This window comes from Chitinophaga sp. (genome assembly GCF_035538455.1).
Taxonomy (GTDB): domain Bacteria; phylum Bacteroidota; class Bacteroidia; order Chitinophagales; family Chitinophagaceae; genus Chitinophaga.
Genome location: NZ_DATLKJ010000043.1, coordinates 1 through 13,974, shown reverse-complemented (window position 1 = coordinate 13,974; position 13,974 = coordinate 1). Strand labels below are relative to the sequence as shown.

Sequence of the window (13,974 nt, the reverse complement as noted above, 5' to 3'; positions counted from 1 at the left end):
TCCATGGTGTTTGATATTGACATGATTAAAAAAGTGTATGCGGCACTCCCGGGTAAGGTGGAAGCAACCCGAAAAATGTTAGGTCGCCCGCTCACACTTGCCGAAAAGATTTTATACGCACACCTGTTTGCACCTACTGCCACGCCATACGAACGCGGCAAATCCTACGTTGAATTTGCGCCGGATCGTGTAGCCATGCAGGATGCAACTGCCCAGATGGCGTTGCTCCAGTTCATGACCTGTGGCCGTGATAAAGTAGCGGTTCCCTCCACTGTACACTGTGATCACCTCATACAAGCAAAAGTAGGCGCCGTAGAAGATCTGGCAACTGCTATTGACACCAACAAGGAAGTTTACGATTTTCTTTCCTCTATTTCCGATAAATACGGCATCGGTTTCTGGAAACCTGGCGCTGGTATCATTCACCAGGTAGTGCTGGAAAACTATGCATTCCCCGGCGGTATGATGATCGGTACTGACTCTCACACTCCCAATGCCGGCGGTTTGGGTATGATAGCTATTGGCGTAGGCGGTGCTGATGCTGTAGATGTAATGGCCGGTCTCCCATGGGAACTGAAAATGCCGAAACTGATCGGTGTAAAGCTGACCGGTAAAATGAACGGCTGGACTTCCGCCAAAGACGTTATCCTGAAAGTAGCCGGTATCCTCACCGTAAAAGGTGGAACCGGTGCCATCGTGGAATACTTCGGCGACGGCGCTGACAGCCTGAGCGCAACCGGTAAAGGCACTATCTGTAACATGGGTGCTGAAATCGGTGCTACATGCTCACTGTTTGCCTACGATACCAAAATGGCTGACTACCTGAAAGTGACCAGCAGAGCAGATGTTGCCGCACTGGCAGATGGCGTAAAAGAACACCTGCGCCCTGATACTGAAGTATATGCTGATCCTTCCAAATACTACGATCAGGTGATCGAAATCAACCTGGACGAACTGGAACCCCATGTAAATGGTCCGTTCACACCCGATCTGGCATGGCCTATCTCCAAATTCGCACAGGCTGTAAAAGAAAACAACTGGCCTGAAAAACTGGAAGTAGCCCTCATCGGTTCCTGCACCAACTCTTCATACGAAGATATCTCCCGCTCTGCGTCTCTGGCTAAACAAGCCATCGACAAACAGCTGGATATGAAATCCGAATTCACTATCACACCCGGTTCTGAACTGGTACGCTACACCATCGAAAGAGACGGCCTGCTGTCTACATTCGACCAGGTGGGCGGCGTAGTGCTGGCTAACGCCTGCGGACCCTGCATCGGTCAGTGGGCACGGCACATCGACGATCCAAACCGTAAGAACTCTATCATCACTTCCTTCAACCGTAACTTCGCGAAGAGAAATGATGGTAACGCTTCTACCCACGCATTCGTGGCCTCCCCTGAAATCGTTACTGCGCTGGCCATTGCGGGTGACCTCACTTTCAATCCCCTGACAGATACACTGAAAAATAAAAACGGTGAAGAAGTAAAACTGGACGAACCTACCGGCTTTGAACTGCCCGTTAAAGGCTTTGCCGTAGATGATGCCGGTTACCAAGCCCCTGCAGCCGACGGCAGCAGCGTTCAGGTAAAAGTATCCCCTACTTCCGACCGCCTCCAGCTGCTGGCGCCATTTGCTGCCTGGGAAGGTACTGACCTCAAAGGTCTGAAACTCCTGATCAAAGCGAAAGGCAAATGTACCACCGACCATATCTCTATGGCTGGTCCATGGCTGAAATACCGCGGCCACCTGGATAACATTTCCAACAACATGCTGATCGGTGCTGTAAATGCATTCAACGATAAAACCGACACCGTTAAAAACGAACTGACCGGCGAATACGGTCCTGTTCCGGCTACAATGCGCGCTTACAAAGCTGCTGGCTTCGGCGCAGTAGTAGTAGGTGACGAAAACTACGGTGAAGGCTCCAGCCGCGAACACGCAGCTATGGAACCCCGTCACCTCGGCGTTCGTGCCATCCTGGTGAAATCTTTCGCCCGTATCCACGAAACAAACCTGAAGAAACAAGGTATGCTGGCACTGACTTTCGCCAACAAAGAAGATTACGATAAGATCCAGGAAGATGACGCCATCGATATCCTCGGTCTCACCTCCTTCGCTCCGGGTAAACAACTCACCATAGCGCTCCATCACAAAGACGGCAGCACTGACGAGTTCCCGGTAAACCACACCTACAACGAACAACAGATAGAGTGGTTCAAAGCCGGCGGTGCACTCAACGTAATCCGCTCGCAGTTCGCAAAAGCATAAAATATTCTACGATTTAGAAATTTAGAGATTTAGTTATTTTATTTTCGTGGAGAGATTCCTCCCGGAATTGAAATAATTGAATCTCTAATTTTTTTGTTATGCCTGAAGAAATTGCACTCGCCACCTGGTTACAGCTCAACAGGAAATATACATCCGGCGAAGCCCTTATCAACAGTACCTTCGAAGAGCTCAGCGTCGCCTATGGCAACGCAGGCCGGCACTATCATACCCTCGCGCATATCGCACAGCTGCTCACCCTCCAACAGCAATATGAAGCCCAAATAACGGATAACGACAGCCTTACCTTCGCCATCTTCTTCCATGATATAGTGTATAACGCTGTTAAGAAAGATAATGAAGAGAAAAGCGCGATGGCAGCACAGGCTTATCTTTCTCGTATCGCATACCCGGCAGAAAAAATAGGCAGGGTGGTAGATTTTATCAACGCCACCCATTCACATATCAATGCCAGCAAAGAGCCTGATCTGGACTACTTTCTGGATTTCGACCTGCAGATACTGGGCGCCGATCCGGCCACCTATCAGCTATACACGCAACAGATCAGACAGGAGTACAGTATTTATCCGGACCTGCTGTATAATGCAGGACGCAGGAAAGTATTACAGCATTTCCTGGAAATGCCTGCTATATTCCGTACAGCCGGATGTCGTAATTTATACGAACAACAGGCACGCGAAAACATACACGCTGAATTAAATAACCTGTAATCTATTAACCCGAAAACAGCAATGAATGAATATGAAACGTATCGTAGTATTTTGCGGATCCAGCCTGGGCAACAACCCCGTATACGAAGAACAGGCAATACAACTGGGCGCCACACTGGCGCAACGCAACATCGGACTGGTATATGGTGGCTCAAAAGTGGGCATCATGGGTGCCGTCGCTGACGGCGCATTACAGGCAGGTGGTGAGGTGATCGGCGTATTGCCGCATTTCCTCCAGAAAAAAGAACTCGCACATCAAGGCCTCACAGACCTCATTCTGGTAGATACCATGCATGAGCGTAAAACAAAGATGAATGAACTCTCTGACGGCGTAATCGCCCTTCCCGGCGGATTCGGCACCATGGAAGAACTCTTTGAAATGCTTACCTGGGGGCAGCTCGGACTGCACAGCAAACCTATCGGGCTGCTGAATACCAACGGCTTTTACAACGCGCTGCTGCAACTCTCCCATCACATGACTGCTGAAGGATTTCTCAACGCAGCCAATAGAGATGCGCTACTGCACTCCGATAAGATAGACACACTACTCACCATCATGAGCGGATACAAGCCGTCCGACAAAACAAAATGGATCACACCTGCGCGTAGCTAAACACCTTTATTTAATACCTGCCGCAGCTGCTCCTGGCGCCACAAAGGTTTCTTCAATGCAAACCTGTGTACCAGGCTCACACGCAGGTTGCCGGTGCCAAATGCCTGGTAGGTATGCGGTATCGGCATCTCACTGCGGTTAGTCATACCCACATAGTGAATGCCCGCAAAATAACGGCTGGAATTATACCCCAGTGAAGCCCTCACCGTATTGCTGAAATGCCATCCTATCTGCCTGCTGGTACTGCCATCTTCCATATTCAGCTTGGTACTCGCAACACCCAGTCCCGCTGTAACAGAAAGGGATAGAAACAGGTGCTTCCTGAGAACAAACGTATACGCATACCCTACGTTTCCGGCAAGACTGGCAATAGTCGTACGGTAGTAATGTTCTTTCCGTAGAAAGGTCGTGTCTTTGAGATTGGAAGGTATCAGCGAGGAATCACCTTTTACTCTCACAAAAAATACCTCCCCCCCCACAATCAATGATCCGGCACTCTTTTTCTGGTATTCATTCTGCAGGTTGGGTGCACGGTAAGAGAATTTCTTATCATTGAAAATATACTGCACATTCGCTCCAATGTCGAGGTTATTGATGTCCGGCCGCTGTGGATGGGGATTAGCGAGGGCATAAGATTTACCGAACACATCTTCCGCATTGGAAACATAATAGCCCTTATAGTGCTGCCAGTACAAGTCTACCACCAGTTTACGGAGATAGATATGCGTTTGCAGATCGAGGTATTTTGTTCTGCCATACTTCTCGTTTTGCCTGTTGATGAACGGGAAATTGAAACCCACATTCAGTCCGATAAAGCGGTAGTTAGCCCCCACACCGATGTTGAAAGGCGTATTGGGGCGATACAGGATATGCCGGGACTGTTTACGGTCGCTGATATCATAGCTGGTAAATTTCCTGGAGCCATACAGCCTGAAAGTGATGTCTTCCGTGTGATCTTCGATATACGCCGTGTCATTTTCTGTGCGCAGCCATTTCAGCAGCCGGCTCTGTGCGGCTACTGTGCAGGCACAGCAGGTGAATATCAACAGCGGTAAAATTCGTTTGTACATAGCCGTAGTTAATTTCGGGATTTGGGAATTATTTGATTTTGGAATTTGAAATGCAATAGGAGTACCCGATTGTTGTCTTAAATAGCATAACAAAACATGATCTCCGTTGAATTTCAAATTCCAAAATCAAATAATTCCCAAATCACAAAATCAAATAAAAAAATATCCACATAAAAAAATTTCAAAATTCAATTACTTCGAGTTGTTGAATACGACCAGCATCCAGCTGGAAGCGCAGGAGTGTTTTCACTTTATGCCAACCCTGCTGACCGCAGGCGCCGGGATTCATATGTAAAAGCTGAAGTGTCGGGTCAGGCATTACTTTCAGTATGTGTGAATGTCCGCAGATAAAGAGTTTCGGCGGGCTCTTCTTCAGCAGCTCCCGGATGCCGGGCGCATATTTTCCCGGATAGCCGCCGATATGCGTGATCACCACATCCACATCTTCCAGTGTGAAGCGGAGCGTTTCAGGGTAACGGACACGGATATCCGCTCCATCAATATTTCCCCAGACAGCGCGGAAAGGCTTGAATGCTTCCAGCTGGTCAGCCAGTTCCACATTACCTATATCTCCCGCATGCCAGATCTCATCTACTTCTTCAAAATACTTTAATACCTGCGGATGCAAATAACTATGCGTATCCGACATTAACCCTATTTTTTTCAATGGGACCCAATTAGAATATTCAGTTATAGTTTTTTACTTTAGGCTTATGCAAACGAACCCTGATAACCACATAAGCGCCTGCCTCCTGATATGCTGTCCTGATCGTCCCGGCATTGTGGCCGGTGTATCCGCATTCCTCTTTCAGTCGGGTGCAAATATACTGGATGCAAGTCAACACAGTACCGATCCGCGTGAAGGATTATTTTTTATGCGGATGGAATTCCAGGTCGAGGCTGCTCAGAAACACACATTGGAAAAGGGTTTTCAGGAACAGGTAGCAACGCCGCTGCAGATGGAATGGCAAATCCGTTACAGCGATCAACGCAAACGTATGGCTATCATGGTCTCCGCGTATGACCATTGCCTGATGGAATTATTATGGCGATGGAAGAGTGGAGAACTGCAGGTAGATATCCCACTGGTAATCTCCAATCATCCCTCGCTGGAAAAGGAATGTACCTCGCTTCATATTCCATTTCATTATATACCGGTTACTGCCGCTACTAAAGAACAACAGGAGGCCGCCGCCATCCGGCTGTTGCTGGAACAACAGGTGGATTTCATTGTGCTGGCGAGATACATGCAGATCCTCTCGCCCAATTTTGTGGCGCAGTTTCCGCATCGCATCATCAACATACACCACTCTTTCCTGCCAGCCTTCGCCGGTGCCCGCCCCTACCTCAACGCCTACACGAGAGGTGTAAAACTGATAGGTGCTACCGCTCATTACGTTACCAATGAACTGGATGAAGGCCCCATCATTGAGCAGGATGTATCCAGAATCAGCCACCGGCACTCCGTACAAGACCTCGTGGCAATTGGCCGGGATACCGAGCGCCTGGTACTCTTCAGAGCAGTAAACGCACATATCAACAACAGGGTGATTGTACATGGGAATAAAACCATCGTCTTCTGACTTTTCGGCCAAACATCCTTTTGCAATTATGCTAGGCGCTGCTGCTAAGAAATTACCACCTGTCTTTCATAACTTACAATATAGATTAATGAACTGAGAACACCTGACAGACCGGATTATGCAATTGGGAATGATGATTTAACATTGTTGCGCCACCCTTAAAATACATTGCCATGAGGACTATCAGTACTCCCATACACCGATTATTCTCCCTGTCTTCATTGTTATTTTTTTTATTTCCCTTTTTCTCTTTGCCTGGGCTGCACGCACAGGTGAAAATATACGCCACCGGGGAAAGCCACCAAATAAACGGCATATGCCTGGGATGCGGGGTGGTTAATGCCAATGGCGCTATTGGCATTAATGAAGCCGACTATTCCATCCTTTACACGGGACTCTCTGTGTTGGGATCAGTAGAACAAATCTTAAGTTTCCCTCACCCGCTGAGTGCCGGCAAAGTACAAATCAGTATAGGTACTGGCGGACAACACCTGTCAATCCGGTTGTTGGGCGGCATATGGGTGGAGTCTATGCTCGGCAATACACCCAACGGTGATCTTAAACTCATAAACGCAAGCCTGCTCACACTATGGCAGGACTCTTCCAGGGCAGTACTGCCTTTTGTTACCTCCAAAAAATATGACCGGATAAGGATATCCCTGGCCGGTGGGCTGGCAGGCCTCAACTCCACCCTATACATTTATTATGCTTATCAGCTGCCCATGAATTGTGCGGTTTACCCTCCCCATCCCCTCTATTATTTTCCTTTTGATGACAACCCCAATGATGTACTGAAAGGGTTGGAGGTGGTCAGCGACAAACCGATCGTATATGATAGTGGCATATGTGGCAGAGCCCTTAGCACCCCCCGCAATCGGAGAGACTCGTTTGCAAGTAATGTGGTGGACCCTCCCCTTTTATCTTCTCCCAAAACCATTTCTTTCTGGGCACGCCTGGATACCGCCCAAAACCCGGACGACCCCGATGAAACGGTCCCTTATGTTGTAATAAGGGCTTTTCACTTACGTATTTTACTGACAAATCAAGTAAGGATATACCTCTATGAGAGCTCACAGACCATATTGGAAGGGGACGTGGGAGAACCGACAACTTTTAATCACTATGTCATTGCATATGACAAGGACCATTGTTATTTTTATTTGAATGGCAGGGGTCCGGCAATTGCCACGCTGGAAGATGTGGACTACCTGAATTTTCCGGATATAACGATGTCACTGCACAATGCGGAACTGGATGACCTGGTCATCTATGATTCGTTACTAACGGAGAATGATATCCGTGCTATATGGTGTTCCTATGGAAAAGATCCCTCCTGCCCGCAGCAAATAACACCTGCACGTAGGGACACTGTAAAGACCCGTTCTGCAGAACAACCCTTCATCATTTATCCAAATCCCACCACGGGCCAATGCAACATCAAAGGAGAGACGCCGGTAGAGGGAGCGTATATTGAAGTGAGAGATTTAGCTAACAGAGTAGTGTTTCAACACTGGTTACAGTCAAAAAATTTTGTGCTGCCTTCATCGTTGCCAGGAGGCATATACTATCTGACGCTGCGTACAAAAGACTATCGCATCTTTCGACAAAAACTGGTGTTGACGAGATAAAGAAAATCCTGCCGGGCCAGCAAACAAAGGCCCGGCAAAAAACCTGATCGACGTATCAGTAACTTAAAATACCCTTTTGCTTCTTTGCTCCCTTTGTGCCTTTGCGAGAAAGATTTTGGTAACTTTAGATATGTTGAAAGATGCATTACATGATTATCTCGGTAAGACATGTGATACTGCGGCAGAAATGTTTGCACAATTACAGGAGTCGCCGGGCAAACACGAAGCCATACACGAACTGCGTGTAAGTGGGAAGAAGCTGCGGGCCTTCTTTGCGATGGCAGATCAGCTGCCGGAATATTCCTTCAAACCCGGCAAATACCTTTCCTCTCTTAAACTCATACAATCCGCCAGCGGCCCTTCCAGAGACGCGCAACTGCAACAACGCGCACTGAGTAAATATGAAAAAAGCACAGGCTGGCGTTTCTCCATTGCGCACCTTTTGCTGCGTACCAGGCTGGAAACTGCCAGTACGGAACTGGAAACTGCCATCAAACGCACCTCCTTCAAAAAATTACAGCAGCTGCCAAATCGCTTCAAAGAAGCCATCCACCACATCCATGAAGGAGATGCCGCCACCGCCCTGCTCGATTATACGCAAACACAATACGCATCCATAGCGGCTCCTTCCCGTCGCGCACATCATACTGTATGGCACGCACACCGCAAGGAGATGAAAACGCTTTACTACCAGCTAAACATATTATCGCAGCTAATGCCCCATCATCTGGAAAGAAAAAAAATGCTCACCCATACCCGCAAGGCCGGCGAACTACTTGGCACATGGCACGACAGTAACGAACTGCTGCTCTTCGTGAAAGAAACAATGGCACAATGCAAAAAAGAAGAGATATTCCTGCCGGTTAATGCAGTGGAACTATTGAAGTTAATACAACAGGATACAAAGATGCACCTGGTTGATTGTTTTGATTTTCCTGATGAGTGAAGAGATAGGCGGATGATCTATCAGGGTTGGTTTTCGCCTACATCTTCGCTCATCAGGAAAATCAAAACAATCACATAAATCACAGTTCAGGCATTTACAATCTCGAATATAATAGACGCCGCCAGCTTTGCTGTGCGGTTATCAATATCAAGTGAGGGATTCAGCTCGGCAATATCTGCACCAGCCACTTTACCGCTTTCCAGGATATTGCGGTAGCATTGAAGGAACAGACCACCGGGTAATATACCGTTGAAGGCGGTAGCGCTCACACCCGGCGCAAAAGGTGCCGCAAAAACATCAAGGCAGGTGGTCAGGTATACCATGTCCACCTGATCCAGGAAATGCTGTACAGCAGCAAATAAGGTGTCAGTATCGTTGAGATGGAAGGCATCTGCGCTTACATAGGTAGCACCTTCTTCACCGGCAATGTTAAAGAGCTGACGGGTATTACCATTCTTCTGTATCCCCAGCGCAAGATATTGAAACGTGTCCCCGTCACGACGGCAATCCTGCGCCAGCTGCCAGAATCCGGTGCCTGAACTAGGCCCTTCTTCTCCGGGAATACGAATATCAAAATGTGCATCGAAGTTGATGAAGCCTACACGCTTTTTACGCTGCTGTGCAATCTGGCGGATACCACTGGCATGCCCATAGGTAATTTCGTGTCCGCCGCCCAGCAACACGGGCAGGTATCCTGCCGTGATGATCGACTTCACAGCCTCGCTGAGTACCAGCTGCGCATTCTCCAGCTCACCGTTTTTGCATACTACATCACCAGCATCAAGCAGAACGGCTTCTGCATCAAAATGAACCGGGAAGCTGGACATAGCTTTGCGCAAAGCACCCGGGCCTTCAACAGCGCCGGTACGGCCTTTATTGCGGCGCACGCCTTCATCACAGGCAAAGCCAAGGAAAACTACGCCCCTGGCGCCTGACGGCAGCACCGGCAATGATCCCTGCAGCAGGTCCACCGGCCTCACTACCTGGTGCCAGCGAAGCAGATCTGTTGCGGTACCGTCCATACGGCCTGCCCAGGCTGTAGGCGCAGCAGGCTGATAAACATCTTTCGTTATCATAAAGTTACTTTACTCGTTCTCCGTTTTTCCACACGATAGCAGGTTTCAGCTTGCCCTGATAATAGAGTATATCACGGTAATCACTCGTAGGATAAGCCTGCATATCAGCCAGCATTCCTTTGGCAAGCGTCCCTCTGTCTTCCAGCAGCAAAGCAGGCGCTGCTCTGTACGTAAGCGCTGCCAATACCTCTGCGGCAGATAACTTCTCTGCGGCACTCATTACTGCGGCCTGCATCAGCAGGTCCCCCATAGGTGCTGAACCCGGATTCCAGTCGCTGGCAATAGCCACGCTGGCGCCTGCGTTCAGCAGCTTACGCGCAGGCGCATAATGCATACCAAGTCCTAATGATGCCCCCGGCAATACTACCGCTACAGTGGAAGAAGCAGCTAACAATGCAATCTCTTTATCAGTGCTGGCTTCAAGGTGGTCGGCAGATAATGCGCCTGCCTTCACAGCCACTTCCGCCCCCCCCGCACTAAACTGATCCGCGTGTACTGTGGCGGCAAAACCCTGCGTGGCAGCCTGCTGCAGGAAATGCAGGGCTGCATCCGTTTTAAAGGCCGTTTCTTCAATAAAGATATCCACACGGTTTGTCAGCTGCGCCGCCTTTAGTGCCGGCAGCAGCTCCTCCAATATCCATTGCAGATAAGCTTCATCCGTACCTTCGAAGTCGCGCGGCTTCATGTGACCAGCCAGACAAGTAGGCACCAGCGTCGCCGCAGTATGCATACCCGCCTGCTGTATGGCCTGCAGCATTTTCACTTCGCTATCAAAGTCAAGACCATAGCCACTCTTCACCTCTATCGTTGTAACGCCTTCACGGAGATGGCGGTTAGCGCGTGCAACCGTATTCTCGGTAAGTGTAACAGTGTCAGCTAAACGTGTTTTGGTAACAGAGTCCCAGATACCGCCGCCAGCTCTTGCAATTTCCAGGTAACTCTTACCGGCAATACGCATAGCGTAATCACGGCTGCGGTTACCATCAAAGCAGATATGTGTATGACAATCGATGAAGCCCGGTAACAGCACCATCGGAGTATCAATAAACAAGGATTCAATATCAGGATATTGTTGCAACAGCACCCTGTATTCATCAATGGTCACAATCTTACCATCTTCTGTAACGACGCCGCCTTTTTCAATAACCGGCAGCTGTTCGTCCTGCAATGTACCTTTCAGCGGTATCCCTGTCATAGGAAGGATCTGCGCAAAAGGACCGATGAGCATTTTCATATAGTATGCGGTTATTTCTTTATGCAGCTATTTGAATATTTTATTTCAACATGAAACCCTGATCAATAACAAAATATTTAAATAGCTACATAAAAAATCATTAAATATTAATACTGAATTTTTCCGCCCACTCCTGCGCTTTCTCATAGCCAGCGTCAGCATGACGGAAGATACCCAGTGCAGGATCGTTGAAGAGCACGCGGCCCAGACAGGCAGCCGCTCTGTCGGTACCTTCAGCCAACACTACCATGCCGGCATGTTGTGAATACCCCATGCCTACACCACCGCCATGATGGAAAGATACCCAGGTAGCGCCGCCACCAGTATTAGCCATCAGGTTGAGCAGCGTCCAGTCGCTCACAGCATCGGAACCATCTTTCATAGATTCAGTTTCACGGTTGGGAGAAGCCACAGAGCCACAGTCAAGGTGATCACGGCCAATCACAATAGGCGCTTTCACCTTCCCCGTTCTTACCAGCTCATTGAAGATAAGCCCTGCCTTCTCACGCTCACCCAATCCCAGCCAGCAAATACGTGCCGGTAGTCCCTGGAAGGCCACTTTCTCCTGCGCCTGTTTCAGCCAGTTGATCAGTGCGGTGTTTTCAGGGAACGCTTCCATCAACGCACGGTCTGTTGTATATATATCTTCAGGATCTCCGGATAATGCTACCCAACGGAAGGGGCCTTTCCCTTCGCAGAACAGCGGGCGTATATACGCCGGCGTGAATCCGGGGAAATTGAAAGCGTTAGGCTCTCCTCCTTCTTTTGCAAATTCACGAAGGTTATTGCCATAATCAAACGTTACAGCGCCTTTCTGCTGCAACGCCAACATGAAACCTACGTGACGCGCCATGCTTTTCAGCGCTTTCTGCTTGTAAGCAGCAGGGTCGCTCTTACGCAGCGCTGCCGCCTCTCCCAGCGACAAACCATTAGGCACATAACCGTTTATCGGATCATGTGCAGAAGTCTGATCTGTCAGCACATCCGGAATGAGATTGTCTTTCAGCATACGCTCCAGCATATCGCCGGCATCGCTCACAAGACCAATGGAAAGCGCCTCGCCTTTAGCGATTGCTTCTTTCGCCCACTGTATAGCCTCTTCGTAAGAATGCGTCATGCGATCAATATAGCGGGTATCAATTCTCTTCTGTATGCGTGAAGGGTCCACGTCTGCGCCGATAAACACAGCATCAGCCATAGTAGCCGCTAATGGCTGCGCGCCGCCCATACCGCCGATACCGGCAGTCACCACCAGCTTTCCTTTCAGGCTGCCGCCGAAATGCTGACGACCGCATTCCATAAAGGTTTCATAAGTTCCCTGTAAAATACCTTGCGTACCAATATAGATCCAGCTGCCGGCAGTCATCTGACCGTACATCATGAGCCCTTTAGCCCTCAGTTCGTTGAAATGCTCCCAGGTAGCCCATTTCGGCACCAGGTTACTGTTAGCCAGCATCACACGAGGCGCCTGAGGATGCGTGCGCACCACGCCAACCGGTTTACCGGATTGTACCAGCAATGAGTGGTCCTCATCCAGCTCCAGCAATATTTCAATGATCTTCTGCAGTGCCTCGCGGTTACGTGCAGCCTGCCCGATACCACCATAAACCACCAGCTCATCCGGATTTTCGGCTACTTCGTGATCGAGGTTATTAAGCAACATGCGCAGCGGCGCTTCTGTTTGCCAGGATTTAGCATGCAACTGCGCACCGCGCGGGGCTTTATAATGCGGGTGGGCAGCAAAAGATTTAATAAAGTCCAAACTGGTCATGATAAAGTCCGTTTAAAGGTAATTGATGCTGTGTCGCTGCTTCATTGGCTACGCGCACAAGTGATTGATCGGTGATGATTTGATGCAGGGCTGCTATATCGTATGCAAAGATTCTGTCCTTGTTTGCAAACGAAACCTTCTCCCTGGTATATTGATGCACAGCTTCGAGGATGGGACCTGATTGCAGCGGTCTGCGGAAATCCACTGCCTGTGCAGCATACAACAGTTCAATAGCAAGAATATATTCGAGGTTGCCGATTACCTGGTTGAGTTTACGACCACTGATGGAGCCCATGGATACATGATCCTCCTGACCCAGGGAAGTAGGCACGCTGTCTGCGCTGGCGGGGAAGCAAAGCGTTTTATTTTCTGTTACCAACGCAGCGGTGGTATACTGCGGAATCATAAACCCGGAGTTAAGCCCCGCGTCCTGTATCAACAGTTTGGGCAGGCCGTATCTTCCTTCTATCATCATATAGCAACGACGGTCTGAAATATTTCCCAGCTCGGCGGCTGCTACAGTCGCGTAATCCAGGGGCAGCGCCATAGGCTGTCCGTGGAAGTTACCGCCACTGATGGTATCAGTAGCACTGAAAATGATAGGATTGTCTGTAACAGCATTCAGCTCTATGGTAGTAAGCTCACAGAGGTGCTGCCATGCAGTACGGGATGCCCCGTGTACCTGCGGCATACAGCGCAGGGAATAAGGGTCCTGTACGCGGCCGCAGTCCACATGCGCGGCCATGATACCGGAATTATCCAGCATGGTTTTGAGGCGGTGTGCCACCAGCTGGTTACCGGGGAAAGGACGGATAGCATGAAGGCGCGGATCAAATGGTTTGGATGTACCCATCAGCCCTTCAAGGGAGAGCGCGCCGATGATGTCAGCAGCTTCCAGTGCATTATGCAGACGTTGTACTGCCTTCACAGCAAAAGAAAGGATGAACTGTGTGCCATTGATCAGCGCCAGTCCTTCCTTGGGGCCTAGTACAACAGATTGCATGCCTTCCTGCTGTAATACAGTAGCCATCGGTGTCTTCTGCCCTTTGTACCA

The 13,974-nt window shown here is 49.2% G+C and carries 12 protein-coding genes; 6 read left to right on the top strand and 6 right to left on the bottom strand.

The window, feature by feature from the left end; all coding sequences use genetic code 11:
- The 3 genes from VM802_RS05430 to VM802_RS05420 all read left to right on the top strand — a co-directional run.
- A partial coding sequence (locus VM802_RS05430; RefSeq protein WP_325528793.1) for an aconitate hydratase occupies positions 1-2,271 on the top strand: 2,271 nt, incomplete at its 5' end.
- Between the two features lie 98 nt (positions 2,272-2,369).
- Complete coding sequence (locus tag VM802_RS05425) at positions 2,370-2,999, top strand: HD domain-containing protein (RefSeq protein ID WP_325528791.1); 630 nt, start codon at positions 2,370-2,372, stop codon at positions 2,997-2,999.
- A 31-nt stretch (positions 3,000-3,030) separates the two neighbouring features.
- Positions 3,031-3,612 carry an LOG family protein gene (locus VM802_RS05420; protein ID WP_325528788.1) on the top strand — a complete coding sequence of 194 codons (582 nt, stop codon included), beginning with the start codon at positions 3,031-3,033 and terminating at the stop codon, positions 3,610-3,612.
- Here the strand turns inward: VM802_RS05420 and VM802_RS05415 are convergent.
- Both VM802_RS05415 and VM802_RS05410 read right to left on the bottom strand, forming a co-directional pair.
- Complete coding sequence (locus tag VM802_RS05415) at positions 3,609-4,682, bottom strand: DUF4421 domain-containing protein (protein WP_325528786.1); 1,074 nt, start codon at positions 4,680-4,682, stop codon at positions 3,609-3,611. The genes VM802_RS05420 and VM802_RS05415 overlap by 4 nt on opposite strands.
- A 181-nt stretch (positions 4,683-4,863) precedes the next feature.
- Positions 4,864-5,331 carry a metallophosphoesterase family protein gene (locus tag VM802_RS05410; protein ID WP_325528784.1) on the bottom strand — a complete coding sequence of 156 codons (468 nt, stop codon included), beginning with the start codon at positions 5,329-5,331 and terminating at the stop codon, positions 4,864-4,866.
- A gap of 64 nt (positions 5,332-5,395) precedes the next feature.
- On the opposite strand from VM802_RS05410, the gene purU reads away from it, so the two are divergent.
- The 3 genes from purU to VM802_RS05395 all read left to right on the top strand — a co-directional run bounded on the left by purU (position 5,396) and on the right by VM802_RS05395 (position 8,839).
- On the top strand, positions 5,396-6,265 hold the full coding sequence (purU, locus tag VM802_RS05405) for a formyltetrahydrofolate deformylase (RefSeq protein WP_325528782.1): 870 nt from the start codon (positions 5,396-5,398) through the stop codon (positions 6,263-6,265).
- A 173-nt stretch (positions 6,266-6,438) separates the two neighbouring features.
- Entirely contained in the window at positions 6,439-7,893 is a 1,455-nt protein-coding gene (locus tag VM802_RS05400) for a T9SS type A sorting domain-containing protein (RefSeq protein ID WP_325528780.1), read from the top strand.
- A gap of 130 nt (positions 7,894-8,023) precedes the next feature.
- Positions 8,024-8,839, top strand: coding sequence for a CHAD domain-containing protein (locus VM802_RS05395; RefSeq protein WP_325528778.1), 816 nt, complete (start codon positions 8,024-8,026; stop codon positions 8,837-8,839).
- Between the two features lie 86 nt (positions 8,840-8,925).
- On the opposite strand, the gene hutG is transcribed toward VM802_RS05395, so the two are convergent.
- From hutG to VM802_RS05375, 4 genes are all read right to left on the bottom strand, one after another.
- Positions 8,926-9,915 (bottom strand): formimidoylglutamase, encoded by a 990-nt coding sequence (gene hutG, locus VM802_RS05390; RefSeq protein ID WP_325528776.1) that lies wholly within the window; start codon positions 9,913-9,915, stop codon positions 8,926-8,928.
- 4 nt (positions 9,916-9,919) lie between these two features.
- Positions 9,920-11,149 carry an imidazolonepropionase gene (gene hutI / locus VM802_RS05385; protein ID WP_325528774.1) on the bottom strand — a complete coding sequence of 410 codons (1,230 nt, stop codon included), beginning with the start codon at positions 11,147-11,149 and terminating at the stop codon, positions 9,920-9,922.
- A gap of 100 nt (positions 11,150-11,249) precedes the next feature.
- Positions 11,250-12,920: a urocanate hydratase gene (gene hutU / locus VM802_RS05380; RefSeq protein ID WP_325528772.1), complete on the bottom strand. Its 1,671-nt coding sequence runs from the start codon at positions 12,918-12,920 to the stop codon at positions 11,250-11,252.
- On the bottom strand, positions 12,898-13,974 hold a 1,077-nt coding region (locus VM802_RS05375; protein ID WP_325528770.1), incomplete at its 5' end, for an HAL/PAL/TAL family ammonia-lyase. The genes VM802_RS05375 and hutU, both read right to left, overlap by 23 nt.